Origin of the sequence: Neisseria sicca (genome assembly GCF_014054945.1) — a bacterium.
Classification (GTDB): Bacteria; Pseudomonadota; Gammaproteobacteria; order Burkholderiales; family Neisseriaceae; genus Neisseria; species Neisseria sicca.
The window spans coordinates 436,291-455,782 of the sequence record NZ_CP059566.1 but is presented as its reverse complement, the minus strand read 5'-3'; the positions used below and the strand labels follow the sequence as shown (position 1 = coordinate 455,782).

The 19,492-nt window shown below is 52.0% G+C and carries 19 protein-coding genes; 8 read left to right on the top strand and 11 right to left on the bottom strand.

Features of this window, described 5'->3' with window-relative positions:
• Positions 1 to 72: 72 nt before the first annotated feature.
• The 7 genes from radA to H3L95_RS02225 all read left to right on the top strand — a co-directional run bounded on the left by radA (position 73) and on the right by H3L95_RS02225 (position 8,639).
• A complete protein-coding gene (radA, locus tag H3L95_RS02255; RefSeq protein ID WP_003755373.1) occupies positions 73 to 1,452 on the top strand; it encodes a DNA repair protein RadA in 1,380 nt (459 codons plus the stop codon).
• Positions 1,453 to 1,577: 125 nt separating this feature from the next.
• Positions 1,578 to 2,564 (top strand): malate dehydrogenase, encoded by a 987-nt coding sequence (locus tag H3L95_RS02250; RefSeq protein WP_003755375.1) that lies wholly within the window; start codon positions 1,578 to 1,580, stop codon positions 2,562 to 2,564.
• Between the two features lie 67 nt (positions 2,565 to 2,631).
• Positions 2,632 to 3,804, top strand: a complete 1,173-nt coding sequence (locus H3L95_RS02245) for an NYN domain-containing protein (RefSeq protein WP_003755376.1) — start codon at positions 2,632 to 2,634, stop codon at positions 3,802 to 3,804.
• 136 nt (positions 3,805 to 3,940) lie between these two features.
• Positions 3,941 to 4,867 carry a hypothetical protein gene (locus H3L95_RS02240; RefSeq protein WP_003755377.1) on the top strand — a complete coding sequence of 309 codons (927 nt, stop codon included), beginning with the start codon at positions 3,941 to 3,943 and terminating at the stop codon, positions 4,865 to 4,867.
• A 289-nt stretch (positions 4,868 to 5,156) separates the two neighbouring features.
• Positions 5,157 to 6,458: a polyamine export protein PaeA gene (paeA, locus tag H3L95_RS02235; RefSeq protein WP_003755381.1), complete on the top strand. Its 1,302-nt coding sequence runs from the start codon at positions 5,157 to 5,159 to the stop codon at positions 6,456 to 6,458.
• A gap of 208 nt (positions 6,459 to 6,666) precedes the next feature.
• Positions 6,667 to 7,473, top strand: a complete 807-nt coding sequence (locus tag H3L95_RS02230; RefSeq protein WP_003755383.1) for an RNA ligase family protein — start codon at positions 6,667 to 6,669, stop codon at positions 7,471 to 7,473.
• A gap of 32 nt (positions 7,474 to 7,505) precedes the next feature.
• Entirely contained in the window at positions 7,506 to 8,639 is a 1,134-nt protein-coding gene (locus tag H3L95_RS02225; RefSeq protein WP_003755385.1) for an AAA family ATPase, read from the top strand.
• A gap of 141 nt (positions 8,640 to 8,780) precedes the next feature.
• Here H3L95_RS02225 and brnQ read toward each other — a convergent pair whose 3' ends face one another.
• The 5 genes from brnQ to H3L95_RS02200 all read right to left on the bottom strand — a co-directional run bounded on the left by brnQ (position 8,781) and on the right by H3L95_RS02200 (position 13,095).
• The gene (gene brnQ / locus H3L95_RS02220) at positions 8,781 to 10,118 is read right to left on the bottom strand and encodes a branched-chain amino acid transport system II carrier protein (protein WP_003755387.1); all 1,338 of its coding nucleotides are present in this window, start codon (positions 10,116 to 10,118) and stop codon (positions 8,781 to 8,783) included.
• A gap of 225 nt (positions 10,119 to 10,343) precedes the next feature.
• Entirely contained in the window at positions 10,344 to 11,231 is an 888-nt protein-coding gene (locus H3L95_RS02215; RefSeq protein WP_003755392.1) for a segregation and condensation protein A, read from the bottom strand.
• 105 nt (positions 11,232 to 11,336) lie between these two features.
• Complete coding sequence (locus tag H3L95_RS02210; RefSeq protein ID WP_003755393.1) at positions 11,337 to 11,795, bottom strand: hypothetical protein; 459 nt, start codon at positions 11,793 to 11,795, stop codon at positions 11,337 to 11,339.
• Positions 11,796 to 11,846: 51 nt separating this feature from the next.
• Positions 11,847 to 12,317 (bottom strand): hypothetical protein, encoded by a 471-nt coding sequence (locus H3L95_RS02205; protein ID WP_182096195.1) that lies wholly within the window; start codon positions 12,315 to 12,317, stop codon positions 11,847 to 11,849.
• 1 nt (position 12,318) lies between these two features.
• Positions 12,319 to 13,095 (bottom strand): tRNA threonylcarbamoyladenosine dehydratase, encoded by a 777-nt coding sequence (locus H3L95_RS02200; protein ID WP_003755395.1) that lies wholly within the window; start codon positions 13,093 to 13,095, stop codon positions 12,319 to 12,321.
• A 192-nt stretch (positions 13,096 to 13,287) separates the two neighbouring features.
• Between H3L95_RS02200 and H3L95_RS02195 the strand changes: the two genes are divergently transcribed.
• Entirely contained in the window at positions 13,288 to 13,752 is a 465-nt protein-coding gene (locus tag H3L95_RS02195; protein WP_003755397.1) for a universal stress protein, read from the top strand.
• Positions 13,753 to 13,903: 151 nt separating this feature from the next.
• Here H3L95_RS02195 and H3L95_RS02190 read toward each other — a convergent pair whose 3' ends face one another.
• The 6 genes from H3L95_RS02190 to bfr all read right to left on the bottom strand — a co-directional run bounded on the left by H3L95_RS02190 (position 13,904) and on the right by bfr (position 19,488).
• Complete coding sequence (locus H3L95_RS02190; protein WP_003755401.1) at positions 13,904 to 14,386, bottom strand: acyl-CoA thioesterase; 483 nt, start codon at positions 14,384 to 14,386, stop codon at positions 13,904 to 13,906.
• Positions 14,387 to 14,515: 129 nt separating this feature from the next.
• Entirely contained in the window at positions 14,516 to 15,586 is a 1,071-nt protein-coding gene (corA, locus tag H3L95_RS02185) for a magnesium/cobalt transporter CorA (protein WP_003755403.1), read from the bottom strand.
• A 370-nt stretch (positions 15,587 to 15,956) separates the two neighbouring features.
• Positions 15,957 to 16,907: a thioredoxin-disulfide reductase gene (trxB, locus tag H3L95_RS02180; RefSeq protein WP_003755404.1), complete on the bottom strand. Its 951-nt coding sequence runs from the start codon at positions 16,905 to 16,907 to the stop codon at positions 15,957 to 15,959.
• A gap of 287 nt (positions 16,908 to 17,194) precedes the next feature.
• Positions 17,195 to 17,749: a hypothetical protein gene (locus H3L95_RS02175; protein ID WP_003755407.1), complete on the bottom strand. Its 555-nt coding sequence runs from the start codon at positions 17,747 to 17,749 to the stop codon at positions 17,195 to 17,197.
• Positions 17,750 to 17,874: 125 nt separating this feature from the next.
• Positions 17,875 to 18,378, bottom strand: a complete 504-nt coding sequence (locus H3L95_RS02170) for a hypothetical protein (protein ID WP_040667869.1) — start codon at positions 18,376 to 18,378, stop codon at positions 17,875 to 17,877.
• A gap of 636 nt (positions 18,379 to 19,014) precedes the next feature.
• Positions 19,015 to 19,488, bottom strand: a complete 474-nt coding sequence (gene bfr / locus H3L95_RS02165) for a bacterioferritin (protein WP_003755415.1) — start codon at positions 19,486 to 19,488, stop codon at positions 19,015 to 19,017.
• Between the last annotated feature and the right edge of the window lie 4 nt (positions 19,489 to 19,492).

Sequence of the window (19,492 nt, the reverse complement as noted above, 5' to 3'; positions counted from 1 at the left end):
AAGGTCGTCTGAAAACGCTATCAGTTTTCAGACGACCTTTTCACACTTCAAAAAACCCATAGGGAAAACATCATGGCAAAAGCCCCCAAAACCATCTACCAATGTACCGAATGCGGCGGCACTTCCCCGAAATGGCAGGGCAAATGCCCGCATTGCGGCGAGTGGAACACGCTTCAGGAAAGCCTTGCCGCACCCGAACCGAAAAACGCCCGCTTCCAATCTTGGGCAGCGGATACCTCAACCGTCCAATCCCTATCCGCCGTGACTGCCACCGAAGTGCCGCGCAATCCGACGGGCATGGGCGAACTCGACCGCGTATTGGGCGGCGGTTTGGTCGATGGTGCGGTCATCCTGCTCGGCGGCGACCCCGGCATCGGCAAATCCACGCTGCTGTTGCAAACCATCGCCAAAATGGCGCAAAGCCGTAAAGTGCTGTACGTTTCCGGTGAAGAATCCGCCCAACAGGTCGCCCTGCGCGCGCAGCGTTTGGAACTGCCGACCGAAGGCGTGAACCTGCTTGCCGAAATCCGCATGGAAGCGATTCAGACGGCCTTGAAACAGCATCAGCCCGAAGTCGTCGTCATCGACTCCATCCAAACCATGTATTCCGACCAAATCACCTCCGCCCCAGGTTCCGTGTCGCAGGTGCGCGAATGCGCCGCCCAACTGACGCGTATGGCGAAACAAATGGGCATCGCCATGATACTGGTCGGACACGTGACCAAAGACGGTGCGATCGCCGGCCCACGCGTACTGGAACACATGGTCGATACCGTGCTGTATTTCGAGGGCGACCAACATTCCAACTACCGCATGATACGCGCCATCAAAAACCGCTTCGGCGCGGCAAACGAACTGGGCGTGTTCGCCATGACCGAAAACGGTTTGAAAGGCGTGTCCAACCCGTCCGCCATCTTCCTTGCCAGCTACCGCGACGACACGCCCGGCTCGTGTGTTTTGGTCACGCAGGAAGGCAGCCGCCCGCTTCTGGTCGAAATTCAGGCATTGGTTGATGATGCGCACGGCTTCACCCCCAAACGCCTCACCGTCGGCCTCGAACAAAACCGCCTCGCCATGCTGCTTGCCGTCCTCAACCGCCACGGCGGCATCGCCTGTTTTGACCAAGACGTGTTCCTCAACGCCGTCGGCGGCGTCAAAATCGGAGAACCCGCCGCCGACCTCGCCGTCATCCTCGCCATGCTCTCCAGTTTCCGCAACCGCCCGCTGCCCGAAAAAATGGTTGCCTTCGGCGAAATCGGCCTAAGCGGCGAAGTCCGTCCCGTCGCACGCGGACAAGAGCGGCTCAAAGAAGCGGAAAAACTCGGCTTCAAACGCGCCATCGTCCCCAAAGCCAATATGCCGCGCAACGAAAAAGAGTTTCCGAATCTAAAAATCTTCGGCGTTTCCAGCCTTCAGGAAACCATCGAAATCTGCCGCGATGCGGAAAATTGACAGACAGCAATCGAAAAGGTCGTCTGAAAACCTATTCACAGTTTCAGACGACCTTTTCATTCTCTAATACTCAATGCTGTTATAATCCGCAAACCAAGTAAAACAACGACTTCAAAAGGAAAAACATGACACTCAAACCTCCCGTCCGCATCGCCGTTACCGGCGCCGCAGGGCAAATTGCCTATGCGACCCTGTTCCGTATCGCCGGCGGCATTATGCTCGGACGCGACCAACCCGTTATCCTGCAACTGCTCGATCTGCCACAGGCGCAACAGGCATTGCGCGGCGTGATTATGGAAATGCAGGATTGCGCTTTCCCGCTCCTTGCCGACATCTTCGCCACAGACGACCCCGAAATCGCCTTCAAAGATGCCGACATCGCCCTCTTGATCGGTGCGCGCCCGCGTACGCAAGGCATGGAACGCGCCGACCTGCTGCACGCCAACGCCGAAATTTTCAAAGTACAAGGCGCGGCGTTGAACAAAGTTGCCCATCGCGACGTCAAAGTCCTCGTCGTCGGCAACCCTGCCAACACCAACGCCTACATCGCCATGAAATCCGCACCTGACATCCCGCCGGAAAACTTCACCGCCCTGATGCGTCTCGACCACCACCGCGCCGTCAGCCAAGTCGCCGAAAAAATCAACCGCCCGATTCCTTCCATCGAGCAAATGTGTGTCTGGGGCAACCACAGCCCGACCATGTACGCCGACTACCGCTACGCCACCAGCAACGGCGAGTCCGTCAAAGACATGATTACCGAACCCGATTGGAACACCGAAGTCTTCATGCCGAAAATCGCCGGACGCGGTGCCGCCATCATCGCCGCGCGCGGTTCGTCGTCCGCCGCTTCCGCCGCGAATGCCGCCATCTACCACCTGCGCGACTGGCTGCTCGGCAGCAGCGGCAAATGGATAACGATGGGCGTCCCCTCCGACGGCTCTTACGGCATCCCCGAAGGTTTGATTTTCGGTTTCCCCGTCATTTGCGACGCAGGCAGCTACCGCATCGTCCAAGGCTTGGACTTGTCGGATGAGTTCAGCCGCCAACGCATCGCCGCGACACTGGCGGAGCTGGAAGAAGAACGCGCCGCCATACAAGATATGCTTTAATAGATCGAGGTCGTCTGAAAACCGGTTTTCAGACGACCTCGACTGACATGAATACCACGGAGTCCCCATGACCACATTGGCCAACAAAAAACTCGCCGTCCTCATCGACGCCGACAACGCCCCCGCCGACATCATCGACCGACTGCTCGAAGAAGTTGCCAAATACGGCATCGCCAGCGTCAAACGCATCTACGGCGACTGGAGCCACGGCCTTTCCAAATGGAAAGCCGCCCTCCTGCCCCACGCCATTATCCCCGTCCAACAATTCGCCTACACCAAAGGCAAAAACGCCACCGACATGGCGCTGGTCATCGACGCGATGGACTTACTGTACAGCGGCAATTTCGACGGCTTCTGCATCGTATCCAGCGATTCCGACTTCACCCGCCTGGCAAGCCGCCTGCGCGAAAGCGGGCTGACCGTGTACGGTTTCGGCGAAAAGAAAACACCCGAAGCCTTCCGCAAAGCCTGCGACAAATTCATCTACACCGAAATCTTCCGTCCCGAAAAACAACGCCAAGAAAAAGAGAAAAACAGCGGCAAAAATACCCCCGCCGCCGCCCCTGATGCGCTGTCCCTGCTCAAACGCGCCGTGCGCGAAAACGCCGACGACCTCGGCTGGGCAAACCTCGGCCCCATCGGCAGCTACATCAGCAAAATCAATCCCGATTTCGACTCAAGGCTTTACGGCTACGGCAAACTCTCCGACCTCATCAAATCCTTCGACATCTTCGAACACCGCACCGACAACAACCAACTCCAAGTCCGCCGCCGCAAATCCGCCGACAAGCCGACAGAGAGGTCGTCTGAAAACCCGGTGGCAAGCCATCAGGCAGAAGAAACCGTTTCAGACGACCCCAACGCCGCACCAAAACGCAAAACGCGCGGCAAGCAACCCAACCCAGCCAAGAACGAAAACACCGCGCCAAGCCCTGCGGCAGACACCGCGCAACCAACACCCGCAAAACCCGAACCCGCCGCAAAAAGCAGCAAACTGCCCGTTACCCGCGTGATCCCCGCCGTACAGCAGGCAGTCGATACCCACGCCGACGAACAAGGCTGGGCGCGTTTGAGCGACGTATCGAAGCAACTCGCCGCACAAGGCACCGACCCGCAGCAATACGGCTTTGAAACCATAAACCACCTCATCCACGCCATCTACACCGACTGGCTGGAAATCAAAAAAGCCGGTCGTGGCGAACGCCTGCGCGTCAACAAACGCTTTACCGCCAAAGGTTAAACCATAGATTTGAAGGACAAGGCTAATCTGCCGCCCACAATCCACAGAGGTCGTCTGAAAACCTCAAAACCGTTTTCAGACGACCTTAACCTATTAATAGGTTATTAATAAATAATTTAAAAGGATAGATAGTAAAATGCCCAATTCCAAACGCAAAGAATTTTTTAAAACCTTACGGAATGATTTTTCAGAATATGGTATGCAAACCTTATTACTTGGATTAACCGCAGTAATAACCACTTTGTTATCAAGAAGATCATCACAAGAAAGATTCATAGATATTCTTGTCAACCACATTATACCAAGTGATGAATTTATCCCAAAATTAAATACTTATATTTTATCAGCGATAATATTCTTTCTTATTCTAACCATTCTATCCACCACTCTTCCTATTCTTTTTAATAAAATAATTAAAAAAGAAAAACAATCAACTATAATAAACAATACCGATAATAAAACAATAAGTGACGAAAATCCTAGTAAAATAGATAAATTAAAAAAAATTCATATCAAGTTTGGCAGCCATCTTATATTTAAAAGAACTGCTTCTACAATAGCAAATACTGGCTCGGTGATACTATTGTTAGCATTTTTTGTTACACTTTTATATTGGTTCCCCCAATTTTTTAACCTAAACAAAGAGGAAATAGAAGAAATAAGCAATAAGGATTTAGTTATCTTTTGGGTAATTGCATCAATATATTTCTTTGTTTCAATATTCTTGAAGAGTATAAGCACTGTGTTCATAGAAGAACCAATAAAACGATCAAAAAGAAAATCCTCGTCGCAGAACCTCCCTAATAACAAAAAAACAACTCCCTGTGAGGTAAGCGGTACCACACCTCTAGAAGACGTAATTCGCCAACTGAAGCTTCCTAACTCAAAAAAACAGGAAACTATTGCCGACCTTATTACGCATTCCTTTGTTTGGGTTAATGATGAATATGAGGTTAAACTCAAAGACCCTGAAAATCTAAAAATCGAGCTAATTTTAGTGCCTAAACAAAGCGATACAAATCAACCTCAAAACTCAGTTGAAAAAACTAAAAACATATCTTAAGGACTATCAGCATGACGAGTAACGAGCCGCAAAAATTGGTCTACAGGCGCTGTTCGGGCACAGCCGAAATGCGTGTCGGCAAAGTAGCTTGCAGCATCGAACTGCTGGGCAAATAAACCCGTTATTTGCCGCTACGTTTTTTATGTAACCGCAGCCAAAAGGCAAAAGGTCGTCTGAAACCTGAACCGCTCCCAAAGTTGGACGCCCCATCCAACCACAAGGGGCGATTCGTCGTTCAGACGACCTTTAATGCTAAAATGTCCTCTGTTTGCCACACACACCGTTTTTCATGAATATTCTCGAAGCCTTATTATTATTGGTCCTGCTGATCGTCATCAGCGCATTCGTTTCCTGTTCCGAACTCGCGCTCGCCTCGGCGCGCAAAATCAAATTGCAAGTCATGGCAAAAGACGGCGGCGACACGCGCGCGCTGGATGTGCTCAACATGCAGCAGCAGCCGGGCAGTTTCATTACCGTCGTCCAAATCGGTTTGAACGCCGTCGCCATTCTCGCCGGTATCGTCGGCGAAGCGGCGGTGCGCCCTTATTTTGGCGGTTTGTTGGCAAACGCGGGCAGTTGGGGCAGTACGGCCGCGTCGCTGCTGACGTTTGCACTGGTCACGGGCAGCTTCATCCTGATTGCCGACCTGATGCCCAAGCGCATAGCGATGACCCATCCCGAAGCAGTGGCGGTGCGCATCGTGCGGCCGATGATGTTTTTGATTTTTATCCTAAAGCCTTTCGTTTGGACATTTGACGGACTGGCGAACGCGATATTCAAACTCTTCAAAATTTCCACCGTTCGCCAAGAGCAACTGACTTCGGAAGACATCTACGCCGTCGTCGATGCGGGCGCGCAGGCGGGTGTGTTAAAAGAACAGGAACACTACCTGATTGAAAATATTTTCGACATGCAGGCGCGCACGGTGACTTCCACCATGAGCACGCGCGAATACATCGCCTATTTCGATAAAAACGACGGCAGCGATACCGTGTTGGAAATGATGTCGGAAAAACCGCACAACAAATTCTTGGTGTGCGACGGCGATTTGGAGCGCGTCATCGGCTACATCGAATCGCACACGCTATTGACCTTGTTTTTAAAAGAAAAAGACGTCCGCCTGACCGACAAGCGCGTGTTGCGCAAAGCCTTGTTTATCCCCGACACGCTGTCGCTTTACGATGTCTTGGAAACCTTCAAAACTTCCGGCGAAGACTTTGCCGTGGTGGTGAACGAATACGCGCTGGTGGTCGGCGTGGTAACGCTGAAAGACGTGATGAGCATCGTCATGGGCGAGCTGGTCAATACCGAAGAAGAGCTGCAAATCATCCGCCGTACCGAAGATACTTGGCTGGTGGACGGCGCGACCCCGCTCGCCGACGTCATGCGCGCGCTGGACATTGAAGAGTTTCCCAATTCGGAAAACTACGAAACCATCGCCGGCTTTATGATGTATTCCCTGCGCAAAATCCCGAAACGCACCGATTTTTTAGTTTACGCGGGCTATAAATTTGAAATCATCGACACCGAAAATCTGAAAGTCGACCAGCTTTTGGTGTCTAAACAAAGCGATACGGTAGAAAAAATATAATCAGCCGCAGAAACCATCCGAAAAACTTAAAAAATATAGTGGATTAAATTTAAATCAGGACAAGGCGACGAAGCCGCAGACAGTACAGATAGTACGGAACCGATTCACTTGGTGCTTCAGCACCTTAGAGAATCATTCTCTTTGAGCTAAGGCGAGGCAACGCCGTACTGGTTTAAAGTTAATCCACTATAAATTTCAAGGACAAATCATGATAGCCAATACCGAACCACAAAAATACGCCCGCAGCCTGCACGCCCCCATCAGCCTGGGCACGACTTCAGACGACCGCTTTATGCCTCGCGGCTACCTCGCGCATTTCGCTACTCTGCCGCAATTGGTATTGACCGAAAAGCTGGACGGGCAAAACAACTGCTTCGCCGCCCACGGTCTTTATGCCCGCAGCCATGCCGCCCCTACCCAACATCCGTGGGACAAACCGCTGCTGCAACGCTGGCAGCACATCAAAGACGACTTGGGCGACCTCGAACTTTTCGGCGAAAATATGTACGGCATCCACTCCATCGCCTATTCGCAGTTGGAAAGCTATTTTTACCTGTTTGCCGTCCGACGCGGCGGACATTGGCTGTCGTGGGAAGAAGTTAAATTCTATGCCCAGCTGTTCGACTTCCCCACCGTCCCCGAACTTCCCATCGTGCAGCCGCTTGCCGACTTCACCCAAAAATACGCCGACGAAGACACCGCTTTGGCGCAATGGCTGCTCGCCAATTTAGGTGCAACATGGACAGACAGCGTGCAAACCGCAGGCAAACTCGGCGGCTACGACCCGAAAACAGGCGAAGCATGCAGCGAAGGCTTCGTCATCCGCAACGCCGCCGGTTTCGCCACCAACAACGGTAACCTGCCCGTACAGTCCAACGAGTTTGACAACCTCTTTAAACTTGTTCGCGCCAAACACGTTAAAACCGATGTGCATTGGACAAAAACTTGGAAGCCCGCCCGCCTTATCGACTACGACAAATACCATTGGCAAAGCTGGCAATTTCAGACGACCTGAAGTCAAGTCATCCAATAATAAGAAAGACGACCATGTGGACATTCCCCCATTACACACCCGGCAAACTTCCCGACTGGCAAGCCTTGGAACACCGTTTCAGCTGGTTTGCCGACATGAAAAACGTGCCGCAGGATCCTGAATGGCACGCTGAAGGCGATGTGTTCGTCCATACTAAAATAGTGTGTGAAGCCCTGCTGCAACTGTCTGAATTCCAAACACTCAGCGAGCAGGAGCAACATATCCTGTTTGCCGCCGCCATGTTGCACGACGTAGAAAAACGCAGCACCACCAAGCGCGAAAGCCAAGGCGGCAAAGAGCGGATTGTGTCTCCGAACCATGCCAAAAAAGGCGAATACACCGCCCGTACCCTGCTTTATACCGAACTTGCCGCGCCGTTTGCCGTGCGCGAAGTGATAGCAAAACTCGTGCGCCTGCACGGACTGCCGCTGTGGGCAATCGACAAACCGAATCCGGAACGCGCCGTCATCGCCGCTTCTTTGCAGGTCAATACCGCCCACCTCGCTATGCTTGCCAAAGCCGACGTTCTGGGCCGTATCTGCCGCGACCAACAGGATATCCTGCTGCGCATCGACTTGTTCCGCGAGCTGTGCGAAGAAAACGGCTGCTGGGGCAAAGCACGCAATTTCGCCAGCGATTACGGCCGCTATCTTTACCTTAACGGCCGCAGCGAAATGCCCGATTACCAGCCGTTTGACGACCGAACCTTTGACGTGTACGCCATGTGTGCCATAGCGGGCAGTGGCAAAGACAGCTATATCCGGCAACACCTTGCCCATCTGCCCATGCTGTCGCTGGACGACATCCGCCGCGAGCGCAAACTCGACCCCGCCGACCCGAAACACACCGCAGAAGCCGTGCGCTTGGGTAAAGAGCAGGCAAAAGAATACCTGCGCGCCCGCACGTCATTTGTCTTTAACGCCACCAACCTCAACCGCGACCTGCGCAGCAAGTGGCTGCCTATGTTCGCCGACTACGGCGCGCGGGTACACCTGATTTATTTGGAAGTGCCTTACACGCAATTGCTGTCGCAAAACCGTAACCGCGAACATTCCGTGCCGAATGATGTGATACACCGTATGATCAACAAGCTGGAAATCCCCGATTATAGCGAAGCGCATACGGTGGATTTTGTAGTTTCCGGTTAACCGGCCCGCATCCGAAGTGCAGTTGTCAACCATAAAGGTCAGGCAGCCTGCGAAAATGAGCATCCATCAAATTTCTGGATTTATCTGGGATTGAATAGAAAAGGTCGTCTGAAATCTTTCAGACGACCTTTGTTTTGTGATTTAAGCCTTATGTTTTTTCTTGAGCGCGGCGTTCAGGATGCACCCTAAAATAAAGCCGACGGTTGCGGGCAGCAGCCAGCCCAGCCCGACGTTGTAAAGCGGCAGTGCGCCGTTGATGTCGGCGGCGACTTCTTCACTGAAACCGAACGCGGCTTTATAGGCATCGAGCAAACCGACTGCCAGCGTTGCCATCATGGTGCAGAAATAGACGATGCGGCTGCCGCTGAACAGTTTGTGCAGGAAGACCAGCAGGATGATGACGATGGTCAGCGGGTACAGCAGCATCAGCATCGGAATGGAGAAGATCAGGATGGAGGACAGGCCTTTGTTCGCCAACGCCATAGACACGACCGTATTGACGACGACGAACATTTTGTAAGGAATGCCGGGACACAGGCGGTTGAAATATTCGGAACATGATGTAATCAGTCCGACGGCGGTACTCAAGCAGGCGAGCAGGACGATGACGCCCAAGAGGATGTTTCCGGGGACGCCGAAGTAGAAATTTGCCGTTTTCGACAACACTTCCGCGCCGTTTTCCTGAAGTCCCAAGCCTGACACGCTTGTCGCGCCCATATAGCCGATGAAGAGGTACACCAATGCCAGACAAGATGCGGCAACGATGCCTGAAACGGCGGTCGTCCGCAGCAGATCGGAGCGGTTGTCCACACCCATCGCGCGCACGGCGTCAATGACGATAATGGAGAACACCAGCGAAGCGAGTGCGTCCATTGTGCCGTAGCCTTCCAAAATGCCTTTTATGAACGGACGGAGGCCAAAATCGCCTTGTGCCGCTGCGGGAACGCCCATCGGATTCAACGCGGCATAGCCGACCAAAACGGCAATCGTCAAAAGCAATACGGGCGTCAGGATTTTACCGATGCGGTCCACCAGTTTGCCCGGCGACATCGACAGCCAATACGCCACGCCGAAAAACGCCACGCTGAACGCCGCCAGCCCGACTGTTTTTTGGCTTTCAGTCAAAAACGGCGCAACGGCAATCTCAAACGACACCGTCGCCGTACGCGGCATGGCAAACAAAGGCCCGATGGACAAATACAGCGCGACGGCAAACGCCACACCGTACCAGGGCGCAACCCTTGATGCCAGCGCCTGCACATCGCGCGAACCGGAATAGCCGATGGCAATCACGCCCAACAGCGGCAGGCCCGCGCCGGTCAACAGGAAACCCGTCATCGCAGAGAACCAGCTTTCCCCAGCCTGTTGTCCGAGATAAGCAGGGAAAATCAGATTGCCCGCACCGAAAAACAAAGCGAACAACATCAAACCGACCGCCCACAGCGAGGCTTTACGGTTGAACGGGGAAACACTGTTCATAAATTCGTACCTGTTTGTTTATAGTGGATTAACTTTAAACCGGTACGGCGTTGCCTCGCCTTAGCTCAAAGAGAACGATTCTCTAAGGTGCTGAAGCACCAAGTGAATCGGTTCCGTACTATCTGTACTGTTTGCGGCTTCGTCACCTTGGCCTGATTTAAAGTTAATCCACTATATAAAGGGCAGTTGATTAAAATGGGTATGGGTTTGCCAAGCGTGAAATCATCATGCCGTTTCGCCTTCAACGTCGGCGGCGGGGTCGTCTGAAATGCCCTCTTCCGCTTCCGGGCGTTCTAAATTTTCCTGTTTCAGGCTGATTTCGATTTCGCCGTAGTTGTCCGGCTGGACGATGCGGACCAAACCTTCTTTGGCAAGCTCCAAGAGCGCGATGAAATTGACGACCACATACGCCGCGCCCTGCTCCGGTTTGAACAAATCGCTGAATTTGCATATCCCGCTCTCGTTCAGACGACGTAAAACCGCCGTCATCTGCGCGCGCACGGAAATGGTTTCCTGAATCACTTCATGGCTGCGCGTATGTTTCGCCCGCGACAAAATGCCCAGCCACGCCTGCGTCAAATCGGCGACATACACCTCCGGCAGCTTCGCCTCGACCGCGATTTCCAACGGCAGATACGCCCAAGCAAAATCCCTTCCCGCGCGCGGCAACGCATCCAAACCCTGCGCCGCCAGCTTCATCTGTTCGTAAGCCAAAAGGCGGCACACCAGCTCGGCACGCGGATCCGCCTCCTCATCCTCGATCTCTTCGGGACGCGGCAGCAGCAGGCGCGATTTAATTTCAATCAGCATCGCCGCCATCAAAAGATATTCCGCCGCCAAATCAAACTGATACGCTTCCATTTGGGCGATATAGTGTAGATATTGCTCGGTAATCTTCACCATCGGAATATCGAGAACGTCGATATTCTGTTTGCGGATAAGGTAAAGCAGCAAATCCAACGGCCCTTGGAAGCTGCTTAGGACAACCTTCAAAGCATCGGGCGGAATAAACAAATCCTGAGGCAAATCGGTTACGGGTTGGCCGAATACCCACGCGACAGTATGTTCAGACGACGTTGCCGCGGCGGAAGAGATAAGGTGTTCTGAAGGCATGATTAGAAGAGCTTTTTCTTATTAGGTTTGATGGGTGGTTAATCAATAACGGGGTCGTCTGAAAACGCAGCGGGTTTCGCTAAAACAAGTGTAGCAAAACAAAAATCAGCCTTTTTTGCGTTGGCTTTTCAAAGAAGCGATGGCAATGGCTAGCGTTTGCGCCAACGCCATGCCCAGCAGCGGCAAAACAGCGAAAAACGAGCCGGTCAGCACCGTAACGGCATCGCGGGAAAACACAAAGCCATCGCGTGCCAGCATCGCGATTATCCAAACCGACAATAGCAGCCATTCGCAGCCGACCAAAAACCAAATCATCCCGACCGAGCAGCGTTTGCGCCACTTCATGATGGCAGCGTGCAAAAGGCTGAATATCGGAACGGACAGGAAAGGATAAAGGAAATTGGTAAACGGCCGCGGAGAGCCGTCCTGAAAACACAAATAATCGCCCGACTGCATGTCGCATCCCATTGCGCCAAACATCGGATCGACGGCATACATCAACACGCCGAACCACACCGCATAAATCAGGCTGGCAATAAAATAGGCTTTGAAAAATCGGTTCATAGGCAAAAAAGGTCGTCTGAAAAAATAAATTTCAAAAGGCTTAAACCCACATCAAATTTTCTGATTGGCATTTGCAGAAGAGACCAACACACTCAGTGCTTGAACTGCTGCCATGCCATAAACAGGCAATCCGAAAAGAAGAAGTCCTCCTATTGACGTCCAACTATCCAGACTACTCCACTCCCACAGCAAAAAAACGAACCAAACAATCCACCATTCGACAATAGGCAAGGCAAGAGTCATCGAAGTTGTACAGCGTTTGGTCCACTTCATAATGCCGGCATTGAGTAGGGACAATAACATCACGGATAAAAACGGAAAGAAGAAAAACTTCAAAGACACTTTCTCAAAAGCCGACATTTCATGAGCTCGTGAACAATACTCTGCATACTGTTCATTGTCAGCGTCAATATCAAAACATTCGAATCCTGAAAACAGCAAACCGACACTGTACACCAGCAAACCGAAGACAACCGCATAAATCAAGCTGGCGATAAAATAGGTTTTAAAAAATCGATTCATCTCATTTCCGTCCCGCAATATGCTCCACCGCCGCCTGCGCGCAGTACAGACCGAACGAAGCCGTCACCAGCATACTCGCGCCATAGCCCGCGCAGGACAGCCCTTGCGGCGCAGTATCGGTCGAACACGCTTCGTCCGATTGCGGCGGCGTAATGTTTTCAGTCGAGAACACACACGGCACGCGCATTTTTTCTTTGGTATCGCGGCTGAAGCCGTAGCGTTTGCGCAAGGTATAACGCAGGTTGGCAAGCAGCGGGTCGTGGGTAACGCGGCTCAAATCAGCGGTTTGAATCAACGCCGGATTTTTCTGTCCGCCCGCGCCGCCGCTGAGGATAAACGGCTGATTGTGCCGCACGAAATAAGCCGCCATCGCCGCCTTGACGCGCACTTGGTCTATCGCGTCGATGACAAAGTCGAAAGGTCGTCTGAAAAGCGTTTCCAGATTGTCTTCCGTCACAAAATCCTCGATTTCCTCCACTTCGCATTGCGGATTGATTTGGGCAATGCGTTCGCACAACGCCGTTACCTTCGCCTTGCCGAAATCGTCGGTCAGCGCATGAAGCTGGCGGTTGACATTGGACTCGGCGACGTTGTCCAAATCAATCAAGGTCAAACGACCGATGCCCGTCCGCGCCAAAGCCTCCACCGCCCAAGAGCCTACCCCGCCCACGCCGACCACGCAGACGTGCGCGCTCGAAAACCGCGCCAGTGCTTCATCTCCATAGAGTCTGGCAATACCGCCGAAACGGCGCGAAGGAAGAAAAACGGTGTCGTTCATACCCAACCTTGTGATATATCAATAAATGAATGAAAATCAACGCAAAACGCTGCGGACGAATGCGACACATATTATACTGGAAAGCAGACGGGCTGTTGCAGCAGCCCGAAAGAGTCTATAATCGTTTCATATCGGACCCTTCCCAACCGCATGAAACAAAGTGCCGCCTGCGGCGCAAAAGGAGAATGAACTATGTACAAACATCTGGTTGTAGCCGTTGACGGCAGCGAAACTTCCCTCAACGCCCTGAAACACGCCGCCGAGTTGGCAAGCGTCAACAACGCCCGCCTGACTTTGGTACACGTCGCCAACCCCGCCGAATACATGGCGCTCGCCCCTGAATTCCTGCAACACGAAAGCTACGAGGCCGCTGCCGTCGCCCAAGGCAACGAAGTCTTGGACTTCGCTGAAAAAACCGCCCGCGAAAACGGCGTGGAAAACATTGTCAAACACCTGCTGGTCGCCAACAAAGGCGCGCGTGAAATGGCGCAGGATTTGGTCGATTACGCCGATGAAAACGGCGCCGACCTGCTGGTACTCGGCACACACGGCCGCACCGGCCTGATGCACCTCCTGATGGGCAGCTTCGCCGAAACCGTTATGCGCCAAAGCCACCTGCCGCTTCTGATTATCCGCAGCAAAGCGGAAGAAGCGTAAGGGTTGCCCTACTGAAGAAGGTCGTCTGAAACTGCTTCGACAGACGCAGTTTCGATAATGTCCTTATCCGTCAAATAAAAAGGTCGTCTGAAAACCTGAAACCTGGTTTTCAGACGACCTTTGTCTTGCAATCCGTTTTATCCGTCCGTTTTCAGCATCCGCAAGAAGCTTCGTCGGATGCCTGGAGGCTCAAGGCTTTGCGTTTTTTGGCTTTTTCATAGCGGCAGCGTTGGCGCTCGGTGGTGATTTCCAACGGCGGGACGGGAACGGGTTTGCCGTCTTCAACCGCGACCATGGTGAAGTAGCAGCTGTTGGTATGGCGCACTTCGCCGGTGCGGATGTTTTGCGCCTCGACGCGGATGCCGATTTCCATGGAGGTTCGGCCTGTGTAGTTGACGCTGGCGTAGAAGGTTACCAAGTCGCCGACGTGTATCGGCTCTTTAAACAAGACTTTATCGACAGACAGGGTAACGCAATAGTTGCCGCTGTAACGGCTTGCGCAGGAATAAGCGACTTGGTCGAGCAGGCGCAAAAGTTCGCCGCCGTGGACGTTGCCGCTGAAATTGGCGGTGTCCGGCATCATCAGTTCGGACATGATGAGTTCGTGTGAAGGGAGTTGGCGGGTTTGGTCCATGGTGTTCCTCTTTTAAAAATGAATGTTTGTGTTAGACGGGCGGCCGTTCAGTGGTTGGGATGGTTTTCAGACGACCTTACTGATTGTATTTAATATATGAATATACGGAAATTGGATTTTTTTATGGGTTTATAACCATTTTCTGCGCGAGAAGAAAATCAGCAGCCCGACGATGATGCACAGCATCAAACCTAAAACGATAAAATAGCCGTAATGCCAATGCAGCTCGGGCATGTTGTCGAAGTTCATGCCGTAGATGCCGGTGATGACGGTCAGGGGCATGAAGATGATGGTGATGACGGTCAGGACGCGCATCTGCTGGTTCATGCGGTTGGACTGGAAGGAAAGGTAGATGTCCATCATGCTCAACACCATGTCGCGCGAGGCGTCAAGCGATTCGAGAAGCTGCATGTTGTGGTCGTAAACGTCGCGCAGATAGACGGTGGACTCGCCTTTGAAAATGGTGAAATCGACACGCACGGCAAGTTGATAGAACACGTCGCGTAAAGGCAAGAGCGTGCGGCGAAGGCGGACGGCATCGCGCTTGAGACGGTGGATTTTTCCGAGGATGTCGCTGTTTTCGTTTTTAAACAGGGATTTGTCTATGGCTTCGACGCGGTTGTTGTACTCTTCCAAAACGATGAAATAGTCGTCCACGATACGATCGAGCAGGCAATAGGCGAGGAATGCGGTGTTTTTGCCGAGGATACCGCGCGGGTTTTCGCTCATTTGGCGGCGCAGCTGGCTGAACAGCCCCAGCGGTTTTTGCTGGAACGACAACACGAAATCCTTGCCGATAATCAGATACACTTGGTCGGAATTCAGTTTGCCGGCGGCGGTGTAGTGGTAAACCTGCGCGGCGATAAACAGATAATTGTCGTAGTCTTCGATTTTGGGGCGTTGTTTGCGGCTGAGGATGTCTTCGATGACCAGCTCGTGGATGCCGTAAGGCTCCAGCGTGTGTTTGAGCAGCGCGGCGTCGTTGATGCCGACGAAATGCAGCCAGTTGGTCTGCCCCGCTTGCGGGCGGGCGATGTCGGGCAGTTTTTTACCCGCGAGATAATCGTGTTGGGCAAACGTATCGGCGGAATAAAGCGTCTGATGGATGGCGGAACGCGGCGCGTTGTCGGTATTGCTGCGCGGGACGGTTTGGTCTTGCGGGATTTCGGCTGGGTCTACGCTGTTGGGCTGTTTGCTCATAAAATCGGATAAGGCAGGATGGATAATGTGTTTTTCTGTTGTAAATGTTGTATAGTGGATTAAAATAAAAATGAGACAAGGCGGCAACGCCCGCCGTGTACGGGTAGTACATAAGGGCGTTGGCAACGCCGTATCATTGCAATTTTAATCCACTATAAAAAAGGTCGTCTGAAAGGTTCAGACGACCTTTATGCTTGAGAAAACCGTTTCGGATATAGCGGATTAACTTTAAACCAGTACGGCGTTGCCTCGCCTTAGCTCAAAGAGAACGATTCTCTAAGGTGCTGAAGCACCAAGTGAATCGGTTCCGTACTATCTGTACTGTCTGCGGCTTCGTCGCCTTGTCCTGATTTAGTTAATCCACTACATTTTACAACCCTTGTCGGTCGAGCCAGCGTTCGGCATCCAGTGCGGCTTGGCAACCGGAAGCCGCGCTGGTGATGGCTTGACGGTAGGTATGGTCTTTGACGTCGCCTGCCGCCCATACGCCTTCGATATTGGTCGCGCCGACGTTGTCGCCCGTACCGCCTTTGGTTTTCAGGTAGCCGGTTTCGTCCATATCGAGCTGGTCTTTGAAAATGTCGGTGTTGGGTTTATGGCCGATGGCGATGAAAACGCCTTTGACGGCGATGTCTTCGGTAGTGCCGTCGTTGTGTTTCAAACGAGCGCCGGTGACGCCGCCTTCGTCGCCCAAGATTTCGTCCAGATTGCTGTTGAGCTTGAGGATGATTTTGCCTTCTTCAACGCGCTGCATGAGTTTGTCCACCATGATTTTTTCGGCGCGGAAGCTGTCGCGGCGGTGGATCAGGGTAACGGTATTGGCAATGTTGGCGAGGTAAAGGGCTTCCTCTACCGCGGTGTTGCCACCGCCGACGACGGCCACGTCTTGTTGTTTATAGAAGAAACCGTCACAGGTCGCGCAGGCGGATACGCCTTTGCCGGCAAAGGTTTCTTCGCTGGGCAGCCCCAGATATTTGGCGGATGCGCCGGTGGCGACGATCAGGGCGTCGCAGGTGTATTCGCCCATGTCGCCTTTGAGGGTGAAGGGACGGTTTTGCAAATCGACGGTGTGGATTTGGTCGAAAATCATTTCGGTGCCGAAGCGTTCGGCATGGGCAAGGAAGCGCGCCATCAGTTCCGGGCCTTGTACGCCTTCGGCGTCTGCGGGCCAGTTGTCGACTTCGGTGGTGGTCATCAGTTGTCCGCCCTGTTCGACGCCGGTAATGATGACGGGCTTGAGGTTGGCGCGGGCGGCATAGACGGCGGCGGTGTAGCCGGCGGGGCCTGAACCGAGGATGATAAGTTTGTGATGGTTGCTCATGATGTTTTCCTTACTGAGAGATTGAGTGTGTTTCAGACGAGGTAGATTTTACTTGAAACTCAGGTCGTCTGAAAATGCAGATGCAACCGCATCCCCTTTTTCTTTTGATAAAAGGTATTGACTAAAGGCATCTTTCATTTTACGGCGATGCATAAACAAAGGTCGTCTGAATTTTCAGACGACCTTCATCTGCTTTAATCGGCAAATCAGCGAACTCTGTTACGCTGTCTTTCTCTGATCAGCACTCTTTGCCGAATCGGAAACCCGTTTTAAACAATCAAATGGCTTTAGCGGCGGCGGCCAAAACCGCGACTCATTGGGCGGCGATAATTGGACGGCTGCTGGGTTGTTTGGCGGTAACGTTGCTGTTGCGCCGCCTGTTGTTGCGCAGGCAGGCTGCGGGTATTGAGTTGCTGGCTGGTACGGCTGTTGGGACGGGCCGTTTGATAATAATGGGCGCGTGCGCGCTGGGCAATCGGGCTGTTTTGATTACGCGCTTGTGTGAATTTGTTTGCCAGCGCGTTACCGATGAATGCGCCTGCCGCCGTACCGACCAAGCTTTGCAGCAGCCAGCTGCCAGTGGATTGGTCATAAATATATTGTTGTCCGTCTGTTCCGGTCACAGGCTGTCCATTGTTGCCGTTGGCTTGCGCTTCGGCTGGAATGGTATCTTTCACACCTTCCGGCGTGAGTTGGTAAATCGTATTGTCTTGTTGTTGGGCAAGTTGCTGCTGAAGTGCTTCGATTTGTTTTTGCTGCTGCTCAAGCTGGGCTTGGGTATTGTCTTTGCAGGCAGCGAGAGCAAGTGAGGAAAGTGCGGCTAAGGCAATGAGTTTTTTCATTTTTTTATCCTTTTTGAAGTGGTATTGTCTAAGCCGAGCGTTATCGGCAAACTGCGCATCAATATACTGCGCCTTGCCGTGGAATATGGTGCAAATTTGATTTTTATCAAGTGCGTCAATATGGTTTACAAAGGCAGGCGGGGAAGTTTGGCTGCGAAAGCAAGGCTGTTGGCAATCAGGCTGCCATGGTTTTCCATTTCGTGTTCGGTTTCGACAATCAGCAAGTTGTCAGGACGGCGGGCATGCAGGCTCATATGCATTTGGGCGGGGGTAAATGGGAGATGGTGGCATTTGGCAAACGCTTGGGCGCGTTGGTTGGCGGTTTTCAGCATAGGCAACAGCGTGATATCCAGATGAAAACGGTGTACCCCCAATACCAAGATGCGTGCGGCAAAAAAATCGGCTTCCTCCGTAAAGACAGCAGGGCTGTCTGCTTCAAAATCGTGCCTTTCGCCTGCAATCAAAGTGGCAACCATACGGATTTGCGGAATCAATGCCTCGCTAATCAGCGTATCTGCACTGCCCGGCAAGGCTTGGGAAGCTGTTGTGTGATGGCTGTTGCCGTCAACAATCATTTGGCAGCGGTGTAAAGGAAGGTTTTTTGTTTGGGCGTTTATGGACGGTGTCATGGCTGTAATCCTGATTCAGTTGTGTTTTATTTCATATTTCAATTGATGCGGCCATGTATAGGTAACAAAAAAGCCGCTCAAATGAGGCGGCTCTGATTTGCGTATCCTATCTCTAATCTGTTTCAGACAAGCGCAAAAAAGTACCGCACGTTTGTGTGGTACCAATAGAAGAAAGCAGATGAATGATGCGCTGTTTGCATGACAGAATACATAAATAATGGAATAGGTAATGTGTGCAGTTTAAAACAAAAATTCTAAATATTTCAAGAGCAGCAAGGGAAATAATACAAAAATATTTATAACTTATTATTATTCATATGATTTTATTTCAGTTTAAAACCACATATGCTGCATATTCACTTCTTAACAAAGCAGGGAACCGTCTCTTTTACTGACAAAGTATAGTGGATTAACTTTAAACCAGTACGGCGTTGCCTCGCCTTAGCTCAAAGAGAACGATTCTCTAAGGTGCTGAAGCACCAAGTGAATCGGCTCCGTACTATCTGTACTGTCTGCGGCTTTGTCGCCTTGTCCTGATTTAAATTTAATCCACTATATTAAAAGAAAAACGGCATATCCGAAAGGATATGCCGTTTATGGGTGCAGGGACTGCTATATTTGGCAGTGGTTTGTGTTTTAGTCCTCTTGCGCCGCTGTTTGCAGGTAGTTCGGCAAACCGACTTTGCCGATCAGCTCCTGCTGGGTTTCGAGCCAGTCGATGTGTTCTTCGTTGATGTCTTTTTGTTTTTCCAACAAATCACGGCTGACGTAGTCTTGCTGTTGTTCCGCGATGGCGATGGCAGCGATGAGGGCATCGTGTTTTTCCTGTTCTTTTGTCAAATCGCAGGACAGGATTTCCTCAGTTGATTCGCCGATCAGCAGCTTGCCCAATTCTTGCAGGTTAGGCAGGCCTTCCAAGAACAAAATACGCTCGATTAAATCGTCTGCGGATTTCATTTCGCGGATGGACTGTTTGAAGAAATGTTCGCCCAATTCTTCAAAGCCCCAGTTTTTCAAAATGCGGGCATGCAGGAAGTATTGGTTGATGGTAACCAAGAGCAAGCCCAAGTTTTTGTTCAGCTCGCGGATAACTAAGCGATCGCCTTTCATTTTC

What these genes read in the sequence shown, in the direction of transcription:
- radA (WP_003755373.1), top strand. Translation starts at nt 73, where the DNA reads ATGGCAAAAGCCCCCAAAACCATCTACCAATGTACCGAATGCGGCGGC.
- H3L95_RS02250 (WP_003755375.1), top strand. Translation starts at nt 1,578, where the DNA reads ATGACACTCAAACCTCCCGTCCGCATCGCCGTTACCGGCGCCGCAGGG.
- H3L95_RS02245 (WP_003755376.1), top strand. Translation starts at nt 2,632, where the DNA reads ATGACCACATTGGCCAACAAAAAACTCGCCGTCCTCATCGACGCCGAC.
- H3L95_RS02240 (WP_003755377.1), top strand. Translation starts at nt 3,941, where the DNA reads ATGCCCAATTCCAAACGCAAAGAATTTTTTAAAACCTTACGGAATGAT.
- paeA (WP_003755381.1), top strand. Translation starts at nt 5,157, where the DNA reads ATGAATATTCTCGAAGCCTTATTATTATTGGTCCTGCTGATCGTCATC.
- H3L95_RS02230 (WP_003755383.1), top strand. Translation starts at nt 6,667, where the DNA reads ATGATAGCCAATACCGAACCACAAAAATACGCCCGCAGCCTGCACGCC.
- H3L95_RS02225 (WP_003755385.1), top strand. Translation starts at nt 7,506, where the DNA reads ATGTGGACATTCCCCCATTACACACCCGGCAAACTTCCCGACTGGCAA.
- brnQ (WP_003755387.1), bottom strand. Translation starts at nt 10,118, where the DNA reads ATGAACAGTGTTTCCCCGTTCAACCGTAAAGCCTCGCTGTGGGCGGTC.
- H3L95_RS02215 (WP_003755392.1), bottom strand. Translation starts at nt 11,231, where the DNA reads ATGCCTTCAGAACACCTTATCTCTTCCGCCGCGGCAACGTCGTCTGAA.
- H3L95_RS02210 (WP_003755393.1), bottom strand. Translation starts at nt 11,795, where the DNA reads ATGAACCGATTTTTCAAAGCCTATTTTATTGCCAGCCTGATTTATGCG.
- H3L95_RS02205 (WP_182096195.1), bottom strand. Translation starts at nt 12,317, where the DNA reads ATGAATCGATTTTTTAAAACCTATTTTATCGCCAGCTTGATTTATGCG.
- H3L95_RS02200 (WP_003755395.1), bottom strand. Translation starts at nt 13,095, where the DNA reads ATGAACGACACCGTTTTTCTTCCTTCGCGCCGTTTCGGCGGTATTGCC.
- H3L95_RS02195 (WP_003755397.1), top strand. Translation starts at nt 13,288, where the DNA reads ATGTACAAACATCTGGTTGTAGCCGTTGACGGCAGCGAAACTTCCCTC.
- H3L95_RS02190 (WP_003755401.1), bottom strand. Translation starts at nt 14,386, where the DNA reads ATGGACCAAACCCGCCAACTCCCTTCACACGAACTCATCATGTCCGAA.
- corA (WP_003755403.1), bottom strand. Translation starts at nt 15,586, where the DNA reads ATGAGCAAACAGCCCAACAGCGTAGACCCAGCCGAAATCCCGCAAGAC.
- trxB (WP_003755404.1), bottom strand. Translation starts at nt 16,907, where the DNA reads ATGAGCAACCATCACAAACTTATCATCCTCGGTTCAGGCCCCGCCGGC.
- H3L95_RS02175 (WP_003755407.1), bottom strand. Translation starts at nt 17,749, where the DNA reads ATGAAAAAACTCATTGCCTTAGCCGCACTTTCCTCACTTGCTCTCGCT.
- H3L95_RS02170 (WP_040667869.1), bottom strand. Translation starts at nt 18,378, where the DNA reads ATGACACCGTCCATAAACGCCCAAACAAAAAACCTTCCTTTACACCGC.
- bfr (WP_003755415.1), bottom strand. Translation starts at nt 19,488, where the DNA reads ATGAAAGGCGATCGCTTAGTTATCCGCGAGCTGAACAAAAACTTGGGC.